This window comes from Saprospiraceae bacterium (genome assembly GCA_016709995.1).
Classification (GTDB): Bacteria; Bacteroidota; Bacteroidia; order Chitinophagales; family Saprospiraceae; genus JADJLQ01.
Genome location: JADJLQ010000003.1, coordinates 379,685 through 399,599 on the forward strand (window position 1 = coordinate 379,685; position 19,915 = coordinate 399,599).

The 19,915-nt window shown below is 41.9% G+C and carries 20 protein-coding genes and 1 pseudogene; 6 read left to right on the plus strand and 15 right to left on the minus strand.

Going from position 1 to position 19,915, the window contains the following annotated elements:
* Positions 1-231: 231 nt before the first annotated feature.
* Positions 232-1,440, minus strand: coding sequence for a 2-oxoglutarate dehydrogenase complex dihydrolipoyllysine-residue succinyltransferase (odhB, locus tag IPJ09_20500; protein ID MBK7373772.1), 1,209 nt, complete (start codon positions 1,438-1,440; stop codon positions 232-234).
* 172 nt (positions 1,441-1,612) lie between these two features.
* Here odhB and IPJ09_20505 point away from each other — a divergent pair, with 172 nt between their 5' ends.
* Positions 1,613-2,824: an MFS transporter gene (locus tag IPJ09_20505; protein MBK7373773.1), complete on the plus strand. Its 1,212-nt coding sequence runs from the start codon at positions 1,613-1,615 to the stop codon at positions 2,822-2,824.
* Here IPJ09_20505 and IPJ09_20510 read toward each other — a convergent pair.
* Genes IPJ09_20510 through IPJ09_20525 form a run of 4 tightly spaced genes read right to left on the minus strand, consistent with a single transcriptional unit; the run spans position 2,817 to position 5,827 of the window.
* Positions 2,817-4,178 (minus strand): DUF3570 domain-containing protein, encoded by a 1,362-nt coding sequence (locus tag IPJ09_20510; GenBank protein MBK7373774.1) that lies wholly within the window; start codon positions 4,176-4,178, stop codon positions 2,817-2,819. The two genes, IPJ09_20505 and IPJ09_20510, sit on opposite strands and share 8 nt — an antisense overlap.
* A gap of 26 nt (positions 4,179-4,204) precedes the next feature.
* Positions 4,205-4,426: a DUF4266 domain-containing protein gene (locus IPJ09_20515; GenBank protein ID MBK7373775.1), complete on the minus strand. Its 222-nt coding sequence runs from the start codon at positions 4,424-4,426 to the stop codon at positions 4,205-4,207.
* Positions 4,427-4,430: 4 nt separating this feature from the next.
* The gene (locus IPJ09_20520; GenBank protein MBK7373776.1) at positions 4,431-5,366 is read right to left on the minus strand and encodes an FAD:protein FMN transferase; all 936 of its coding nucleotides are present in this window, start codon (positions 5,364-5,366) and stop codon (positions 4,431-4,433) included.
* Positions 5,367-5,383: 17 nt separating this feature from the next.
* Positions 5,384-5,827, minus strand: coding sequence for a thioredoxin family protein (locus IPJ09_20525; GenBank protein MBK7373777.1), 444 nt, complete (start codon positions 5,825-5,827; stop codon positions 5,384-5,386).
* Between the two features lie 216 nt (positions 5,828-6,043).
* Here IPJ09_20525 and IPJ09_20530 point away from each other — a divergent pair, with 216 nt between their 5' ends.
* The gene (locus IPJ09_20530; protein MBK7373778.1) at positions 6,044-6,760 is read left to right on the plus strand and encodes a hypothetical protein; all 717 of its coding nucleotides are present in this window, start codon (positions 6,044-6,046) and stop codon (positions 6,758-6,760) included.
* 222 nt (positions 6,761-6,982) lie between these two features.
* On the opposite strand, the gene IPJ09_20535 is transcribed toward IPJ09_20530, so the two are convergent.
* A complete protein-coding gene (locus tag IPJ09_20535) occupies positions 6,983-7,330 on the minus strand; it encodes a cupin domain-containing protein (GenBank protein ID MBK7373779.1) in 348 nt (115 codons plus the stop codon).
* 86 nt (positions 7,331-7,416) lie between these two features.
* On the opposite strand from IPJ09_20535, the gene IPJ09_20540 reads away from it, so the two are divergent.
* Positions 7,417-8,514 carry a nuclear transport factor 2 family protein gene (locus IPJ09_20540; protein MBK7373780.1) on the plus strand — a complete coding sequence of 366 codons (1,098 nt, stop codon included), beginning with the start codon at positions 7,417-7,419 and terminating at the stop codon, positions 8,512-8,514.
* Between the two features lie 44 nt (positions 8,515-8,558).
* Here IPJ09_20540 and IPJ09_20545 read toward each other — a convergent pair whose 3' ends face one another.
* The 4 genes from IPJ09_20545 to IPJ09_20560 all read right to left on the minus strand — a co-directional run bounded on the left by IPJ09_20545 (position 8,559) and on the right by IPJ09_20560 (position 12,266).
* On the minus strand, positions 8,559-8,984 hold the full coding sequence (locus tag IPJ09_20545) for a hypothetical protein (protein MBK7373781.1): 426 nt from the start codon (positions 8,982-8,984) through the stop codon (positions 8,559-8,561).
* Between the two features lie 138 nt (positions 8,985-9,122).
* Complete coding sequence (locus tag IPJ09_20550) at positions 9,123-9,758, minus strand: hypothetical protein (GenBank protein ID MBK7373782.1); 636 nt, start codon at positions 9,756-9,758, stop codon at positions 9,123-9,125.
* Positions 9,759-9,912: 154 nt separating this feature from the next.
* Positions 9,913-12,021 (minus strand): ferrous iron transport protein B, encoded by a 2,109-nt coding sequence (gene feoB, locus IPJ09_20555; GenBank protein ID MBK7373783.1) that lies wholly within the window; start codon positions 12,019-12,021, stop codon positions 9,913-9,915.
* Between the two features lie 11 nt (positions 12,022-12,032).
* Positions 12,033-12,266 (minus strand): ferrous iron transport protein A, encoded by a 234-nt coding sequence (locus IPJ09_20560; GenBank protein MBK7373784.1) that lies wholly within the window; start codon positions 12,264-12,266, stop codon positions 12,033-12,035.
* Positions 12,267-12,410: 144 nt separating this feature from the next.
* On the opposite strand from IPJ09_20560, the gene IPJ09_20565 reads away from it, so the two are divergent.
* Positions 12,411-12,896 (plus strand): low molecular weight phosphotyrosine protein phosphatase, encoded by a 486-nt coding sequence (locus IPJ09_20565; protein MBK7373785.1) that lies wholly within the window; start codon positions 12,411-12,413, stop codon positions 12,894-12,896.
* A gap of 424 nt (positions 12,897-13,320) precedes the next feature.
* On the opposite strand, the gene IPJ09_20570 is transcribed toward IPJ09_20565, so the two are convergent.
* The 5 genes from IPJ09_20570 to IPJ09_20590 form a co-directional block, all read right to left on the minus strand.
* Positions 13,321-14,001: a bifunctional 4-hydroxy-2-oxoglutarate aldolase/2-dehydro-3-deoxy-phosphogluconate aldolase gene (locus tag IPJ09_20570; protein ID MBK7373786.1), complete on the minus strand. Its 681-nt coding sequence runs from the start codon at positions 13,999-14,001 to the stop codon at positions 13,321-13,323.
* Between the two features lie 199 nt (positions 14,002-14,200).
* A complete protein-coding gene (locus tag IPJ09_20575) occupies positions 14,201-14,611 on the minus strand; it encodes a hypothetical protein (protein ID MBK7373787.1) in 411 nt (136 codons plus the stop codon).
* Between the two features lie 43 nt (positions 14,612-14,654).
* Positions 14,655-15,254: a YceI family protein gene (locus IPJ09_20580; GenBank protein MBK7373788.1), complete on the minus strand. Its 600-nt coding sequence runs from the start codon at positions 15,252-15,254 to the stop codon at positions 14,655-14,657.
* A 60-nt stretch (positions 15,255-15,314) separates the two neighbouring features.
* The gene (locus tag IPJ09_20585) at positions 15,315-16,694 is read right to left on the minus strand and encodes a hypothetical protein (GenBank protein ID MBK7373789.1); all 1,380 of its coding nucleotides are present in this window, start codon (positions 16,692-16,694) and stop codon (positions 15,315-15,317) included.
* Between the two features lie 32 nt (positions 16,695-16,726).
* The gene (locus tag IPJ09_20590; protein ID MBK7373790.1) at positions 16,727-17,290 is read right to left on the minus strand and encodes a YceI family protein; all 564 of its coding nucleotides are present in this window, start codon (positions 17,288-17,290) and stop codon (positions 16,727-16,729) included.
* A 300-nt stretch (positions 17,291-17,590) separates the two neighbouring features.
* Between IPJ09_20590 and IPJ09_20595 the strand changes: the two genes are divergently transcribed.
* Positions 17,591-18,025, plus strand: coding sequence for a doxx family protein (locus tag IPJ09_20595; GenBank protein MBK7373791.1), 435 nt, complete (start codon positions 17,591-17,593; stop codon positions 18,023-18,025).
* A 133-nt stretch (positions 18,026-18,158) separates the two neighbouring features.
* A pseudogene (gene dnaX / locus IPJ09_20600) lies at positions 18,159-19,911 on the plus strand (DNA polymerase III subunit gamma/tau).
* Positions 19,912-19,915: the final 4 nt, after the last annotated feature.

Here is a 19,915-nt window from a genome sequence, read left to right on the forward strand (position 1 = left end):
AGTTTTCTAATCGGAGCTAAGATAGTGCTATACGCAATATTTTTTACTAAAACGATATACTAAATTTTTTTGTGTATTAAAAAGTTAAACTTTTTAATACATTATGCTATGATTGAGAAAAAATGCAATAGCTTATTTTGAGTAGTCTTTCACCTTAATGGTACCATCAGGTCATCACGACATGCTATTTAGAAAGTCAGAGTAATAAAAAATTTATTTTTTATTACTCGCTTATATCTCAAGCATCAGCGTCATCGGATCTTCCAGTAATTTCTTGACTTTTACCAGGAAGGTGACAGAGGAAGAACCGTCGATCACACGATGATCGTATGAAAGAGCCAGGTACATCATCGGTCTGATCTTGATCTCTCCTGCTATGGCCACCGGTCTTTCAATGATGGCATGCATCCCGAGGATCGCAGACTGTGGTTCGTTTAAAATTGGGGTACTCATCATCGAACCGAATATGCCCCCATTGGTAATCGTGAAAGTGCCGCCACTCATTTCTTCGAGTGTGAGTTTTCCAGCGCGCGCTTTTTCAGCGAGATCTTTGATTTTATATTCTATTTCGTGAAATTTTAAAGATTCAACATTTTTTACCGGAGGTACTACTAATCCATTGGGTGTGGATATTGCTATTGAGATATCCGCATAATCATGATATATCAACTCTTCTCCGTCGATAAAAGCATTGACCTCCTTCATCTCCATCAATACCTTGCTGCAGGCTTTGGCAAAGAGTGACATGAACCCAAGTTTGATCCCGTATTTGGCTACAAATTGGTCTTGATATTTTGTGCGTAATGCCAGGATCTCAGTCATATCCACTTCATTAAAAGTGGTCAGCATCGCAGTTTCATTTTTAGCACTGACCAGTCGCTTTGAAATAGTCCGACGCATCCGCGTCATTTTTTCCCGGTTTTCAGCTCTGCTGAAATGAGCGGTTTGTACCAAGGGTGCAGACGCAACAGAGGTCGGAATTGATGAAGGAGTTTTTTCAGAGGCTTTGACAGCATCTTCTTTGGTGATGCGTCCTTCTTTACCTGTGCCCGATATGTCTGCAGGGGCGATGCTGGCTTCTCTGAGTATTTTGGCAGCTGCCGGTGATGCAGATACATCCTTGGCTGTGATTGGTACAGTTGGTGAGGTTTGTGTGGATGCTTTAGCTTCAATAGGAGCTTCAGCGGTCACAGGTGCTGAGACATCTTTATTTATTCGGGCTATGACTTCGCCGATTTTGAGATCAGAACCTGCTTTGGCGATTATCTGTAACTGCCCGGAAGCTTCGGCGGGTAAATCTAAGGTGGCTTTGTCAGATTCAAATTCGCAAATAGGCTCGTCCATATTGATAAAATCACCTTCTTTTTTGAGCCACTTAGCAAGGGTCACTTCAGTAATGGATTCACCCATTGGGGGTACTTTAATGTCTACAATACTCATGGTACAAAGATAGTCGGAAAGTCTGGAAAGTTTGGGAGAGTCCGAAAAGCCGGAAACACTGGAAAGTCAGAAATCGGGAAAATTGGGAGCGTCGGGAAGTTCTTTCCGGAAGCTTCTGACTTTCCAGACTTTAAGACTTCTCGTCTTTCAAGACTTTCCCTATCTTCACTTCATGAATAAAAACAACCAAATCCTGCTGTCGGTCATGATGTTTCTCCAGTTTTTTATCTGGGGTGCCTGGTATGGACAGATGAGTAAATATCTTTTTACCAATCTGGATGCCACCGGCTCCCAGGTAGGCAATGCATATACCGCATTTTCGATATCCATGATCGTTGCCCCATTTTTTATAGGTATGATTGCGGACCGATATTTTGCCGCCCAAAAGGTTTTAGGAGTGTTGAACATCCTTGGGGCAATTATATTGTATTTCCTCATTCAGGAGAAAAGTGCTGACCATTTTTATTGGTGGATTCTGGCTTATTGTCTCACCTTCGCTCCTACCATAGCGCTGACCTCATCCATCTCGATGGCACATATGTCAGATCCTGCCAGGCAGTTTCCCATCATCAGGGTCATGGGCACGATAGCATGGTTTGTGGTCACCAATTTTGTTGGCTTTTTAGGGGTAGGGGACAAATCAACGATTTTTACCATTTCGATGATAGCTTCAGTGGTGCTAGGCTTATATTCATTTGTTCTACCCAACACACCTCCCAAAGCAACGGACAAACCAACGCTGGCCAAAATCATTGGAGCAGATGCCTTCGTCATGTTTAAAGACCGCTCTTTTTTAATCTTTTTTATCTCCTCCATATTGATCAGTATTCCTCTATCTTTTTATTATGCGATGGTCAATCCTTCCCTCACTGATTCAGGCATGACCAATGTGGAGAACAAAATGTCCCTGGGGTTACTTTCCGAGGTGTTATTTATGTTGGCTATCCCATTTGCCATGCGCAAGTTTGGCGTAAAATGGATATTGGTTATAGCCCTGATCGGCTGGATTATTAGATTCTACCTTTTTTCAAATGGAGATGGTGGTTCAGGTATCTGGATGCTGTATGTTGCTATTTTATTGCATGGCTTGTGTTTTGACTTTTTCTTCGTATCAGGTATGATTTATACTGAAGCCAAAGCAGGAGAGAAAATCAAAAGCCAGGCTCAGGGGCTTATTTCCCTGGCCACCTACGGAGTAGGCATGGGTATAGGATCCTGGCTTGCAGGTAAAGTCACAGAATTTTACACACTGGAAGGGGTCAAAAACTGGGCAGCCATCTGGATGGTCCCTGCAGCGATAGCAGGTGTAGTACTGGTCTTATTCTTATTGTTTTTTAAAGACAATACCCGCACGGCCATGCCGGGAAAACTATCTCCTACTTAAAGGTCAGGACGGCAGTCAGGATATTGGATTTTAAGTCTGTCGATCTATCATAATGGGCATATCGTAGCTCCATACTTTTGAATGCATTGATCGCCATGACACCTTTTTTAGGTACGATTCGCACCCCCATTCCAAAAGTCTGGCTGGAGAGTTTAGATAAATCATAATCACTGGTAAAAAATTCTTCACCTCGAGTATGAGCGCCATATGGTGCAAAATAAGAGATGCCATTTTGAGTATAATATCGATAGAACGGAATGAGGGATACAAAGGGAGACACCTTGATAGATGCTTCAAGGCTTGCAGTTTGTGCTTTGAGATGCCATGAATCTTCATAGTATCTGTAGTAAGGCCTGAGTACGAGGTGGTCACCTATAAACCAACTTGCCCGTATCCCAATAGGAATCTTGAGTCGCTCTGAAGGCATGTTTTCAGGTGCCGCTGTACCGTCTTGAAAATACACCCTTTGATATTTAGTGCCTAAGAGCCCATCCTGGTATGATGGTTCCAGCATAAGGCCTACCTGAAGTCTTTTATTGATGACCTGGTTAAAAGTAAGCCCTGCATTGAAAGTGTTCCGGGGACTCTTAGTGGTCCGCTCGATATCCCGTTCACTGCCATAAGGGTAATTGGCCGGCCTTAATTCAGCAGGGTAGATCACTGACCAGGTATCCAGGAATGCGCCTAAACTAAGTCCGATATCTGTGTTTTTACTTTTCGAAGCCTTGCCAATATTAAAAGTGGCTCCCATCGACTGATAGTCCCACTCTGTGCTGTAAGATAACCCAGCTCCAATTGTAATACCTGTGGTTGGGTTTTCCATAGACCAGGATAAAGAAGGGTAGTACCGTTGATCTGTATACGAGGCTGAGGTGACGATGCGCTTACCTGCTATGGTCACCACACTGGTGGTAGAAGATAGCGATGATGCCCCTGACCGTGATCTTTGACCGTTGGGGACAGAGACGACTTCCGTAAAACCTACCCAGGAAGTAGCTGTATCTATTTTATCTGATGAAGCACTGGTATATGAATCAAATCCCATTCCGAAATTGAAATGGTGGATATTGCCGTTGAGGTTAGTTTTTAAAAGCTTTAATTCAAAGGTGTTGGATATGTCTGATAGTCTCTCTGTGCCTATACCGCCGGTCACTGCAGAGTGATTGCCATTCTGAGTATAATAACCTGAGGCGATATTGATTTCGTCCAATTTTAGACCTCTAAATATGTAGCCATTTTCAGAGGTGTTTTTTTCAATAGCAGTGGTATCCATCTTCCTTTCAAATCCCGACTGAGAATAACCGGTCATCATTCCCACCAAGAGAGCCAGCCCCGCTAAAGATATTTTAAACATTGATATTTATTTATTTCTACTTTAATTTAATTGCATCCGCATCCTCCGCCAGATTTGCCTCCATTCGCTCCTGAAGCACCTTCTCTGTACAACTGAAAATTTTGTTCAAATTTTTCAGATTTACGGGCTGAAAGGGACATATCTGCATCGTTGATGTATTGTTTTTCATATGCTTTGACAGAGGCACAAGAGCCTAATCCCATGCCAATAAGTATTGCAAAGAATAGCATTGATTTTTTGCTGTTCATAATGTTAGTTAAGTTTAATATTATTTGACTTATATAATTTTCCGTGGTCATCTATCAAGATACAACCGATGCCGTTCATCTGATTTATCATAAATAGCCCCTTTTGAATACCCATGACCATCACCGGAGTAGTCATAGCATCAGACAGTTCAGCATTGGGTGAAATGATGGTGACACTGGTAATTCCATGAACCGGATAACCTGACCTGGGATCAATGGTATGGGAATATTTTTTGCCATCAATGATGACATATTTTTCATAGTCACCTGAAGTGGCGACAGACATGTCTTTTAATTCCAGTTCTGAGAAAATGTTTAACCTGGAAAAGGGGTCTGCGATACCAATAGTCCATGCTGCACCCTCAGGTGATCTGCCCCAGGTACAGAGATCACCGGAAGCATTGATGATACCCGCCTGGACACCGGACGCTTGCATGCATCTTTTGGCTTGTTCAGCGGCATATCCCTTGCCGATACCGCCAAATCCAATGCGCATCCCTTTTTGAGTGAGAAATACCGAAAAATCGCTTTCATCCAGGATTACATTGCGATAATTGATCAGCCTGACTGATTCTTTGGCCGCTATAGGATCGGGAAGTCGATCCATGGTAATATCAAAATTCCAAAACTTTTTGTCCATCGAACCATAAGTGATGTCAAAAGCTCCCTGCGTCAGATTGGAGATCTTCAGTGATCGTTGGATTAAACGAAAGACTTCTTCATCAACTTGCACAGGTCTAAGGCCGGCAGCCTGGTTTATTTGATTTGTCTGGCTGTCTTCGTTAAACGTAGTCAAGAGAATTTCGATTCGTTTAATCTCATCGATAGCTCCCTGGATCTGCGTCTCTGCATTGAGCTGATCCTCGCCGACAGCAGTGATCTCAAACAGATTACCCATGAGTTTTGTACTCTTTTTAAAGGTCGATAAGGTAGACTGCATCACCGGTGCCACATTCATTATTTAATCACTTCTTCAAGCGAATGGATGAATTGAGTCACCGTCCCTTTAGGATATCCTTCGATAGAGTATATTTTTTTCCCAGTGGGGGATAAAATAATCGTCAATGGAAAAACCCCATTTGGATTAAATTTTTCTGCCAGGAGATCATTTTTCTTTTTTTGGTCTGCAGGCAATTGATTTTTTTTCATTCTTGGAAAATCAGCTTTGACCAATACCAGCTTGTCTGCAGCAAAATTTTTAAACGAAGGATGGTCAAACATGGTCTCTTCCATTTTGATACAGGGAATACACCAGTCAGACCCGGAAAAACTCAGAAGGATGTATTTATGTGAAACTGCCGCTTCAGCCTTGGCTTCGTCAAAACTGGTTTTCCAGGCAGTATTGGGAGTTGGAGTCACTCCGCCCAAAAAGTAAAAAGCAAATAAAATGATTGCATTCATATCGTCATTATAGTTATAGTTCAAATGGTGATGAAAGAACCCATTGGTTGCACAGAGCTTACAGGTTATTTTTATTTTAAATGACTTGAAGAAGATAAATAATATGGTTCAAATTTATTTAACTACCATTTAACCCTGATTTAACCCTACTTAACTAAGCATTATTCGATCTATTTCTAACAGCTCATTTTTTTCACAATCTAAAATTCAACTATTATGACTGCTAGATTTTTTATTACGACCTTATTCTCCCTGCTTACATTGATTTTGATCGCCGGTGATGTGGACGGAATTTGGCGCAGTCGCGACCAAAGCCGGGGTATCGAAGTCATGAATACTAACTACGGTATCAGAGTCCGCTCACTGGATCAGGGAAGTGGCGCCTGGGAAACCTATTCTAACTATGGGGCCAACAGGTACAAAGACCAAAGAGGAAATTGTTATACTTTGATTGGAGGTACTCTTGAATGGTGTACGCCTGATAGAAGAAATATTATTAACTATACCAGGTCCGGCAGAGGCAATTCAAATGATTGGAATGAGCGTGACCGAAGCTCCAGGAACGATAATTATAACAGAAGTGGTCAATATGGACAGTATGACGACAATGATCGCAACTGGTCCAGGAGTGACCGCGATAACTGGAATGCGTATTATAAGAGTTACGAAGGTAAATGGCACAATCACTCTACCGGTACGAGGATCAACGTAGATTTGACCAGGAGGAACCTGCGCATCAAATTTAAAGGTGAAAGATGGTACGAAGTAATTGAACGAAGTCGCGGATTATTTGTTGATCAAAGAGGCAATGAGTTTAGCTTCAGAGGGGATGTGATAGAGTACAGGGCCAAAGATGGCGATCTACTGATGAGATTTTTCTGTGACACCAGATGTGACCATAGGGATGATTACAGAACCGATTACTTCAGGTGAAAATATAAGACTTGCTCTAAATCTGCAGCCTGGGTCAGTGTGAATTGATCCGGGCTGTTTTGTTTGGGCAAACTGATGTGTGATGTTGATCAAGTATATATATGAACTTATATTCTATAAAACCATCGAGTATCGAAAAAGTGGCAAAAGTTTGATGCAGGACAAACGAATACCGTATTTTCACATAGCCAGCCAGCAAAATAAAGCAATATCATCTCTCGGTCACTTCAATCCACTCAACTTCTCTTTTTCTAACCAATCCTCTCTCACCGGATGGAAACAATCCAAAAATATACACCTTGAAAGTGATCGGCCTGAGTGGGGTACATCTCCAGGGATATGGACGGACATGCCAGGCTTCATATGGTAGAGTTCTCCCCCGACATTAAATTCGAATTCACCTTCTATCAGGTGACTCCACTGCTCATGTGGATGTTGATGCACTGGCAGCTCCGCGCCATCGTCTATGTGGAGATAACCGAATAAGACTTTATCGGAATAGGCTATTGGCCCTTTGATCTGGTCCCATATCTGCATGGGCGGCATTGACTTAAAATCGTATAGCGGCATAGGATTTTTTTATGATTTGACCACAAGATAAGATACTACCCCGAATTGGGTAGTTGCTTTTGGGACTCAATGATTATTTTTGATCGATGAAATCAATTCTTTTTATCCTACTTTTTGCAGGTGGGTCAGTAATGATGGCTCAAACTCCTTCCACACCCACCAATCCATTTCCTAACAATAAAAAAACTTCGACACCACCGGCGACTACGCCAGCGCCGGCACCAGCGCCTTCCACTCCAGCACCCACTCCAGTACCCCCGGTCAACCAACAACAGATACCTCCACAACCAACCAAACCAACCACAGTGCCTCCGACCAGTCAATCCCAGACGCCTGCTTGGCCACCTACCACTCAAACACAGACACCGGCTTTACCTCCCATAGTTGGTACAGATCAGGAGCAGATATATCTAACTATCGTGAGAGTATTCGATGCCATGCGAGCCAGTGATAGTATGATAGCCAAACCCATATTTGCCCCTAATTGCAGATTGTATACTCCATTGACCAATACTTATGGACAGACTACCTTGAGTGAAGAAACTTTGAGTTCGTTTTTTAAAGCCATCGGTACACGGAGGACTCAGGTAGTGGATGAAAGAATCGTAAAATATAAGATTGATATTGATGGTGCCCTGGCCCAGGTATGGGCTGATTATAATCTATACGTGGACAATAAATTTATTCATTGCGGAGTAGATGTCTTCCAGCTCTACAAAAGCACTTCGGGTTGGAAAATATTTGAACTGGCAGATACGCGAAGGACCACAGGTTGTATATCAGATCCTAAAGACGATATAGCCAAATTTTTAGATAAATGGCATTATGATGCTGCTACCTCTAATGCGGCTGCTTATTTTGGAGCCATGACCCCAGACGGCGTATTTTTGGGTACCGATGCTACCGAGCGATGGACCCGGGACGAATTTCGAGCCTGGGCTCAGTCTACATTTGATGCCCGAAAAGGTTGGAAGTTCACTGCCAGCAAACGCAACGTGAGTTTTGCTAATGAAGATACTATCGCCTGGTTTGATGAAGAACTTGCGACTTCAATGGGACCCTGCCGGGGATCGGGAGTACTTGTGAAAACTTCAGACGGTTGGAAGATTAAACAATACAACCTTACTGTCCTGGTACCAAACGAAAAATTGCCTAACTACCTGAAACTAATAGGGGCCAGATAAATCCATAATGCTAAAAGGTTTATCTCCGCTAGCCTTAGTGAACATCAATATTTGGGCTTCTTGCCCCAATATTCTCTTTTAAAAACGTAGGTATATTGAGGAGCACTATTGGAAGCACCGGAAACAGGAAAGGCATTGACCAGTTTCCATCCTTGTTCGCCTTGAAAATTCAATGCGTCAATCACGCTGGAGAATTTGATGACATCGCCTTTTTTATCTCTTAGCCTTTTACGGTTGTTTGGATTATCACCATAGTCTACTGCGATCGTGACTTCTTCTGAAAGCAATCTGCCTCTTGCTATGACGGAGCAATATTCCTCCAACCAGGTAGAATCCCTATTAGTCCGCAACGGAGGCTTAATCACATTAGGATTAGCAGTAGCATCCGCTGGTTCTGCAGTCTGAACTTGACCTGAAAGTGCCTGGCCAAATCCAATAATCAATAAAATAAATAAAATAATTTTTTTCATAGTACAAAAATGAACGTAATATTTAACTATTTGCAACTTCCGGATGGTTATTTATTTTATAATCTTTTCAACTGAGGTCCTTAATAAATCCTGGCCGTCCATTTTGGATCTAACATTATATTCTCAATACTCATCGGCTTATTCGCCTAATAATGTTTTGATTTTGTCGAGATCAAATTTGGCAGCAAAACTGATAGCATCCTGCTCAGTAGCAAACCCCCTGGTTTTGAAGGTGACTAAGGTCTGACTCAAAGGTATTTGGATTTCACTTACCTGAATCGGTTTGGTGGTTCCTTTGTCATCCGTATAGTCTTCCTGCTCAGATTTTATGATCGCCCGGCGGGTACCTACCCGAATGCTTTTTTGTCCTTGACCTAGCATGCCCGGGTTAGTCAAAAACATATTCATGGCATTGAGCATGGGAGAATTAGTGAGCATGTCCAGCTCTACTTCATTTTCTTTTTTAGTAGGGTGTCGATAGGTCTTTGTGATTTGAATTCCTCCTCCCATAACTCCCATAGCGGCGGTATTTACATTGACCTCACTATCATCAGCCTTGAGTCCATTGACTTCAGCAGGAAGTGACTCCACGAGTTGTTTGGCAAAAATATTATTGATTTCACTGATAGCATCCTGCAGACTCATTTGTGCTTGTTTGTAATTTTTTTGAGCTATATAACCCTGAGCTTCTTTGATAAAGGCATCTATTTGATTTTGTGTATTGGCTGATGACGCCAGCAGCATCAGATAAAAAATAAAAATTGATTTTTTCATGATATTTGGTATTTGGCCATTAAATATACGGGCATTACAGATCTGTTGCTTGCCTAATCGGCTTACTTATAAGTTTTTGCCAAAGTCAAATATTAGAAATATTATGACTATATAAATAATTCATAATTAAATATTTATGATATTATTTGCTATTTTACTTTAAAAGTTGATATGCGATGAACGATGCCAGGTAAGCCAGGCTACACATAAATACAAATTGGATGATGGGCCACTTCCATCCCCCGGTCTCTCTTTTGACGACGGCCATCGTACTCATGCATTGCATGGCAAATACATAGAATAATAATAATGAGACGGCCACGGCCATCGTAAATCTGGGCTGTCCTGTCTCAGCATTTTTTTCCGCGGCCAGTTTTTTAGTAATGGAGGAATAGTCTTCTGTACTGCCAAGGCTGTATAGTGTCGACATGGTACCGACGAATACCTCTCGTGCAGCAAAGGAAGTAAATAATGCTATGCCAATCTTCCAGTCAAATCCAAGCGGAGCTATCAGGGGCTCCATCCATTTGCCTATGGTGCCTGCATAAGATGCTTCCAGTTTTTTATTGGCCATGAGGTCTTCTGATTGTTCGGGACTGAGATGTTGAGCTTGGGTGGTGGTCTGTACATAGGAAGTGGCCGCTTCCATTCTGGATTTAGTACCGTAGCTCGAGAGTACCCACAAAATCATAGAAATGATTAGGATGACCTTGCCGGCTTCTACGATGAAAGACCAGGCTTTGGTAAAGGCCGTGTGCACTGCTACTTTAAAATCCGGGGTTTTGTAATCAGGAAGTTCGATCATCAGGAAACTGCGATCGTCCGATTTGATGATTTGTTTGAGTATCCAACCTGCTCCCAAGGCAGTCACGATGCCCAATAAATACAAACCCATAAACAAAAGTCCCTGCGTGTTAAAAGGACCAATATGATGACTGGAAGCGACTACAAATCCGACCAGGATGGTATACACCGGGATGCGGGCACTACAACTTATAAAAGGGGTGACCAACGTAGTGATGAGCCTCTCTTTTTGATTGCTGATCGTGCGGGTGCTCATGATAGCGGGGATTGCGCAAGCTCCACCTGCTATCAATGAAACGAGCGATTTTCCATTGAGTCCAAATTTGATCAATAGTCTATCAAACAAATAGACTGCCCTGGCCATATAACCGAAGTCTTCCAGGATATTGATCAAAAAAAACAAAATAAAAATCTGGGGTACGAAGACCAGGATACCTCCTAGTCCGGCCAATATCCCATCGGATACAAAACTACTCAGGGTTTCGAAGGGGATAAGATGTTTGACCTGGGCACCTACCCAGGAGAAAGCGATATCTATCCACTCTTGCGGATAAGACGCCCATGAAAACATCGCTTGAAATAAAATAAAATTGACCGCAAAAAAGATGATGAGCCCCCACCATCGATGAGTCAGGATGTCATCAGCCCGATCACTTAATTTACTTACTTTAAAAGTGCCAATAGACGCAGCTTTTCTAACTATATGGGTAAAACTATCGTAGCGTTGCATGGTCTCCCTGATTTGAGATGCCACTGAATTAAATCCATGCTTGACATTGCTCTGTGCTATTCTCGATTTTTGAGCTGCTGTAAGGTGATTCAATTGCTGGTGATAATGGGCTACTAACAAAAGTTGATATGCATTTTTCCCTGGAAAAGTTTCTGCCAGATCGTTGACCAAAGATTGTTCATCATAGGATAACTTATACTGTTGCTGAGTAGAAAGGGTGCTGTGCAGCAGTTGTTTGTCCAATTCCTGAAGTATCTCGTTGGTACTGCCCTGGGTGCGGGCATTGATCGCATAGATGGGGATATCCCAGGCGTTTTTCAGTTGGTCCAGGTCTATATTTAATTGATCTTTATCAGCCAGGTCCTTCATGGTGAGGAGCATGATGATCGGCAGCCCCAGATCTACCAATTGGGTAAAAAGCAATAATTGTTTCTCCAGATGTGTGATGTCTGCTACATAGAGGACCAGGTCGGGATAGTTTTCATCTTGAGGATTGGCCAAAATCGAGGTGACAATAAACTCATCCTTAGAATTAGGATGTAAGCTATACACGCCGGGGAAGTCAATAATGTCGGCTGTGGTACCTGAAGGCAATCGAAGGATACCAATTTTTTTATCTACTGTGACTCCCGGAAAATTGCCGACCTTGGCAGACATACCTGTCAACCGATTAAATACAGAGGATTTACCACTGTTAGGGTTGCCTAAAATCGCAATCTTCTTATTCATCACCTATCACCTTACATATCAGTCACTTGTATGACATCTATCTCTTCCTTTCGCAGTCCAAATCGTAGGCCATCTATTTTGACATAATAAGTTTGACCAAAGGGTGATTCTCTGATTAGCGTAGCTATGCTACCGATTAATACCCCTTTAGATATCAATAGACGAGACAATTGCTCATCTGCAAACCCGCAAACTCGACCGATTTTGATGTCCCTCAAGTTTTTGGCTATGATCGGCTTAAACATTATTTAGATTTTGTCTAAACAAATATACAAATTGCATTTAACTACTCAGAGAAATTATATCATAAAACTTGCTGATTTTTGTCAGCTGCAAGAACAGCAATTGCATATCAATACCAATGGGGAAAATAAAATTAGACTAACTACATGAAAATCTTAATGGTTTGCCTGGGCAATATCTGCCGATCGCCCATGGCTGAAGGGGTGATGAAAAATTTGCTTACTGAAAGGCAGGTACTATATCCAGGTATTTTGACATCCTGGGAGGTTGACTCTGCAGGTATAGGTGATTGGCATGCAGGTGATAGACCGGATCATAGAGCCATTAGCACCGCCCGACAGCATCAGATAGACATTTCGGATCAACGTGCCAGGCAAATCAGGCTGACTGATTTTGATTATTTTGACCATATCTTAGTCATGGATGAGGATAATCTGGCAGATGCACTGCGCCTGGCACCAACGGTAGATCATGAGTTAAAGGTCAGATTATTAATGGATTATAAATATCCCGGCCAGCAGGTTATAGTACCTGATCCATATTATTCCAATCTCTTCGATGAAAGTTTTAAGCTCATCCATGAAGGCTGCCTGGCCTTTATCGACGAGCTGGTCAAACCATATAAAGGTTAAAAATTAGAAAGGAAATGCCTGATCTTTCCTTTTTATAATAACCCTCTTATTCTATTTAATTCGTTTTTTTCGTGAAAGCCTATCTAAACCTGGTCGTTTTATGACCTTCTATCCATTATTTTACTTTCATCCAGGTGAAGATCAGGAATGCGGCCATACAGATCAGCCAAAACCAAAACCTAACATCCCTCGTGAGTAAAAACAAACTACCCTCTGAGTTCCATCTATTTCTTTTCATTTTGTCCACAGTCTATCCAAAGACGGGGGTGCTTTGAACTCGGTTGATTTAATTGTGTAAAATTCGTGTAGGAGGTATACTATACTCTCAAAAGCCATGCCATAGCATTATTCTTTAATATGAGCCTGTTTATGCGGGTTTTCAGGCCGTTTTTCGTATAAAAAAGAACTGCTATGTATAAAATGATCAGTCGTTTTTGGCTTCCCGGGCCCAGATCAGGCAGTTTTTGATAGCAGTCGATAGTCCTGCATCATCCTCACCTGCGAGGACCGATGGAGTGAAAAGTTTGGAGCCCAAAGCCAGGCTTTTAGCGCCAGCTTTGACCCAGGATTGGATATTTTCTTTATTGGGTTCTACTCCACCACTGACCAGGACACTGCTCCAGGGCATAGGACCGAGCAGATCTTTGACGAAGCCAGGACCAAAATGATTACCGGGAAATAACTTTACAATCTCGCAGCCCAGCTCTTCAGCTTTGCTGATCTCCGTGACGGAACCACAGCCGGGGATGCATAGGACCTTGCGTTTATTGCACAATGCGATGACATCCGCTTGCAGTGAAGGCATCACTACAAAATCTACTCCTGCCTGGAGATACATCGCAGTCATCCCTACATCTGTGACTGTTCCTATCCCCAGTCTCATGCCAGGTAGCTCTTGTTTGACATATTTATTCAATGGCGCGAATACTTCAAAAGCATAAGCGGCCCGATTGGTAAATTCTATCACCCTCAATCCTGCTTCATAACACAGTTTCATCAGGTGTTTGGCACGGTCCACATCAGCGTGATAAAACAGGGGCATGATGATGGTATCATAGATGTCCTGGGTGATGAGATGTCGGTCGGTAGGAGTACGTTTGATCATGAAGCGAAGGTAAGGCAGATAAAGTTTAATTTGAATAAAACAAGACCTGGAAAAATGCGGGGCAAAACAAGACCTGGATGCTTGTTTTCAGACTGGCATCCAGGTCTTGTTATGGGATATCTTGAATAATTAGTTTGCGATAAGTCTATCTGAATGGTATAATCCGTTGAGTACGTTTTTCCAGATCTTGTTCGCACTACTAATTGGGCGACAACTTCGCACTAATGATCCCGGCTACGATAGCCTGCATCGTACCATAGATAGTCCAACTAATCACCATAGGCAGGGTCACATTAAAAGCACTGTAGATCATCCACATGCTGGGAAGGATGGCGATCAAAGCATAGACCACACCGACTTCAAAACCTCTGAACCAAAAATTACCTTCAAACAGACTTTTAAACCTGGACCAAAACCAGGCCAGTGCAAAACTGATGATGAATGGATGGATAAAAAACATCCAGGCTTTGTCTCCTTCCAGGCTAAACATCGGGTCATAATATTGTTCTGCTAACCCGGGCATAAATTTAACCAGGAGGAATAAAGTGATGTAGCTAACAAGTAGGAGTGTGCCACCGGCGATCAATCCTTTGAGTATAATTTTGTTCATAAAGAGGTGGATTAGATTGAGATTTAAAATGATTTAATTAGGATTATACGATTTGTACGTTGAGGTTAAAATGTAAAGTGATCTGATCATTGACTTTAATCATCCCAAACAATACTTCAGGAGGGGTGATCTCAAAATCGGTCATCTTAAGCGATTTGCTGCCGTCAATTTGAAGCGCAGAGCTGCCTGCTTTTTTTACTTTTACTCTGACAAATTGGGTTTTCGTGACTCCGGCCAGGGTGATATTGACTTTGGCCGTAGCCTCGGCCCATTGATCTTCGAGTTGGCTTAGGTTAGAAGAGCTGATATGAAGATTAGTTAGCTCTAATTCTACAGTAGGATATTGATCAGCTTTTAGCGCCTTTTGAAGATCCCGATCCATCTTCCTGTTTTTACAATCAAACAAGGTAACAGGGAGATAGAGTTTGGTATCCACGAATACCATTTGGCTTGGGGAGGACTGAAAGACTTTATAATGGCGTACCTCAAATTCATTACTACAATCACAAGTAAAATGATTTACATTGGAAGTCCCCTGGATAAATACCCGGCTTTCTGGCAGGATCGTATAGGTTCCGTCCAAAGCCTTCATCAAGGAAAGAAGTGCTAGAAACCACTTTGAAAAAATCAGCTTAAACAACATGATATAGTATATTTAAAAAGTGGAGGGCAAGGCTTCACCTCGCCCTCCGTAAGAACAAAATCATAATCCAACAACTGCCTCAATGACGAATCCATTGAATTTGCCATTGTTTCTGTAATCCGTGGATGGGAAGTCTTTAAATTTTTGTGAGACCACCTCAGCTTTGAGCAAGAGGTTTTTGGTCGCAAACCAACCAGCTACAAAAGCAGTTCTATTGACTTTCACTTTTGCTTGAGCACCATTGTTAAGTACGCCTCTTGGTTCGCCAGTCATCCCGATATTTCTTACACCTACATACATTTGCTCTTCTGGTAAAAATCGATAATTGGCTTCGATCATAGTTTGAGTAAACTCTCTTTTGAGCCATTTGCCTTCTTTTACATCTGCATAGTTGCTGCCTTTAAGTGTTTCATAAGAACCCATCAATTCCAATCCTTTGAACTTGACAAATGGATTAATCATGATAGCGTTTATTCTATTTGGCATATCTGGATTAAAGCGGCCGGAAGTCATTTGAGCTGCTTGGGTAGTTGCAGTACCATTAGACTGAAGAGCTGGCTCCATCACCAAAAAATAGTGCGATCCGGTGCGGTCCCCAGCATACAAAGTATTGCGTTGTATATTTGAATTGCTATAGATAGAAGCAGAAAGCCTGTATCTGAAGTCTTCCATACTTTTATCGAATGCTACTTTTGCAAAAATAGAAGGCGTTTTTTTGGTGGGTACTACACCACTGGAGTTATTGGCATCTGGATAGTTTTCTACATTGCCATTGATCAAACCAGAAGTCATGCCGACCATAGCCATCAGGTTTTTGGTGGGGAATACATATATCTCACTTCCAATTTCTGTTGCAAAGGCATCCAGGATCAAGTTTTCCACATAAGGGTTAAACATGGCATTTCCACCATCAGTACGTTTAAAATGGATATCACCAAAGTTGGGAGTGAAGTGTCCTATTTTAACCCGTACATAATCTGTAAACCACTTTGGACTGCCAAACATGGGTAGTTTGTCTATTTGGACATAACCGCCTTTGACCCAAAATTCTGAATGATGTCTGGATGACATATAGTTTTCTAAAGCCACCCGGATACCATCGTCAATCTGAAAATCCAGGTTGAGGTTGGCCATAGCCAGGTTAAATCCTTTTAGTGGGGCTTCAGTGGCGCTTTCGGATTTAATGACTCCGTACAGTAAATTTTTGTCATTGTTACCGGGCGTATTAGAATGGGTAAGACTTTGAAAGTCCTGAGTAAAAGAACCACCTATCCTGGTTTTAAATCCATCGTATTTGGGCTGATCAGCAGTTTTTGAAGGCTCAAAAACATTGATTCCGTCACGGTTCCAGGGTCTTGAATATTGAATGTCTGCCTGGCTCCATAAGGTTGCTGTAGAGATTAAAAATACTACTAACAGCTTTACAGTTGAAGTTTTCATATGATTTTTTTTATAGTTGAATAAATTAGATTTCATTTTGTAAGTTTTACTTCGAATTCGATAGTGATATCATCTTTGGTGACCATGGTACCCAATAAGGCTGTGGGAGGTTTGATTCCAAAATCTGTCATCTTCAGATCTTTACTTCCTTTGATCACATATTCGTCTCCGCCTCCAGGTTGAATAGAGCATGAGAGATCCACAGTCTTTGATTGACAAGCGATTGTGAGGGTACCTTTCACAGACAGGCCGGTTCCGGTTGCATTGATGGTAGCACTTGACAATTTAAATTTAATACTGCCACATTCGTCTGATTTAAGCGCATCATAAGTTTTATTGTCCATGATGCTACCCTTAGAGCTTTTGATGCTCTTAACAGGAATCTCAAGTTCGCCATTCGTTAATTGACTGATTTGTGATTCAGCAAGAGTTACGTTGGCATGTCCTGATAATTGGGATGCTCTGGATTCCCATTTATGGACATTGGAATTACCCTTGATAGTCAGACTCGTCAGTACTATTCTATAATTTGCCTGGCCATTAACGATCTGAGTTGCTGCCAGAAGAAGTAGAAGTAAGAAATTTGAAATTTTCATCGTGTTAATTTTATCATAAAGAAATAAAAAATTTCAATGGTATTCATTGATGCAGGTCAGGCCAAATTATATTCTTTGGCAGGTTTTTTTGTCCAGCATGATTACTTCGAATAATCAGTGTCGGGTATGATAGTTCAGGAGCTAGTCGACAGGTTTTCAATGCTTTAAACTTGAGTAGAAAAACATACTCAAAACGGCATTAAAAAAACTGATCAGCAGCTATACTGACGATGGTCAGTTTTATTTGCGGATACAAAAAATAGTTTTATGCTTTCATTCCATATTTTAATACAAATCAACATGAATTTGACACTGGCTAAACCACTTGACTATCTCCGGTACAGTCTGGGCATTATATACCTTTGGTTTGGTTTGCTTAAGCTTTTTCCAGGTTTTAGCCCTGCTGAGAGCCTGGTGATGAAGACGGTAGACATGCTGAGTTTTCACCAAATGTCCGGCAAAATGGGGTTGACTTTAATTGCTGTCTGGGAAGTGACTTTAGGCATTTGTTTTATCATCAATCAATGCAAAAAGCCGGTCCTGATCCTGTATTTTATTCACCTCCTGGGTACTTTCACACCTTTATTTATTTTACCTGATATCTCCTTTCAATACCCTCCTGTTGGATTTACCCTCGTCGGACAATATATTGTCAAAAATCTTGTCTTTGTAGTTGGAGGATGGATGTTATGGAAAAAGAATGAGTGGCAGATGAGTTTAGGCCATAACGAATAATTTCTACGGGCTTTCATTGCAATCTTGATGGTCATTTTTCTAAAAATCAGTTATGTAGGTATAAGCTAATTCTCATCTGTAAAAGATAGTTGGCTTAGACTATATCCGTATACAATCCTTATCTTCGTGCCACATGTCCGATTTTGTAGTTTCAGCCAGAAAATATCGCCCTCAGCGCTTCTCTGATGTGCTCGGTCAGGAACATGTGACCAGGACGCTTAAAAATGCCCTGGTGCGAAACAAACTGGCACACGCTTTTTTATTTACAGGACCCAGGGGAGTGGGTAAAACCACCTGTGCGCGCATATTGGCCAAAGTCATTAATTGTCAGAATGCTTTGAGCCAATAAAAATGGGGAGCCTTGCAATGAATGTGATTCCTGCAGGATGTTTAATGAGCAGTCCTCCTTTAATATATTGGAGATGGATGCTGCTTCTAACAATAGTGTAGAGGCTATGCGCAACCTGGTAGATCAGGTCAGGTATCAGCCTCAGCATGGTAAGTACAAGGTATTTATCATAGATGAGGTACATATGCTCAGCAGTGCCGCCTTCAATGCTTTTCTCAAGACCCTTGAAGAGCCACCGGCTCATGCTATATTTATTCTGGCTACCACTGAGCGTCACAAAATATTACCGACGATCCTCTCCAGGTGCCAGGTGTATGATTTTAGAAGAATTCAAAACGATGAAATCGTGCGCCAGCTGGAGATCGTAGCCAAAGACCAGGCTATTTCTACGGAAGCAGACGCACTCCATATTATAGCACAGAAAGCAGATGGCTCTATGCGCGATGCGCTGTCTATTTTTGATCGAATAGCTAGTTTTGATGAGAAAAAAGTCACTTATGCTGATACCATCACCAATCTCAATGTATTAGATCATGAATATTATTTTAAGTTGGTCTTTGCGATGTTGCGGGAAGATACCAATGAAATCATGCAGACTTATCGTGAGGTACACCAATTGGGTTTTGATGGCAATCTGTTTATAGATGGTCTGGCGGAGCATTTGCGCCATTTATTGGTCAGTAAAGATCAGGCTTCTGTCAATCTCATCGATGGCAGCCAGGAATTGCAGTCCAGGTATATCCAACAAGGCCAATCTACCCAAACATCCTTTTTACTCGATGCCCTGGCCATCGCCAATGAGTGTGATGTACAGTACGACAAAGCCCGTAACAAAAGGCTACATGTAGAGCTTGCCTTGCTCAGGATGTGTTATCTGCATCGCCTGGTCGATCTTCAAACCGTAGCATTAGAGCCGGCTGAAAAAAAAAATCCTGAGCCAGAGATAAAACCTATTCTGACAGCTCCGCTTTTGGTCCCTAAAACAATCAATTTGGAGGTTTTTGACCAGGAGGAAGAAGATAATGCGGATATCCCTGCTCCAACCTTCCAGGTCAATGCAGGTACAAAGGACTCCCTGGCCACGCCTAAACTTGGATCACTCAAAGACATACAAAAAAGAGCAGCCAGATCTATCAAATCATCGCCGGATTCTGCCGTCGAGCTTAAGATTGAGACTTTTGAGAAATCGTGGCAAGCTTATCTTCAGACCGTTGAGTTGCCGACTCTTAAAGCCATACTCGCACAAGCTGATCTCTCCCTCGATCATACCCGCTTGATGATCAAAGTCGGTTCCAACCATTCTAAAAACATTATTCAACTCGAACATGCCTTATTGGAGCAGCTTCGAAAATCCGTGTCTGATAAACGATTGGAGATAGCCATTGTCCTGGACCCAGAAAAGGTCAAACTCCTGGAAGAAAGTGCACCCAAAAAAGCACTGTCGGTCAAAGAAAAATATGAACTCATGCGAGAGGCCAATCCAGCGGTAGACGACCTGATCCGCGAATTAAAACTCAAAATAGATCATGGTGCTTAAAACT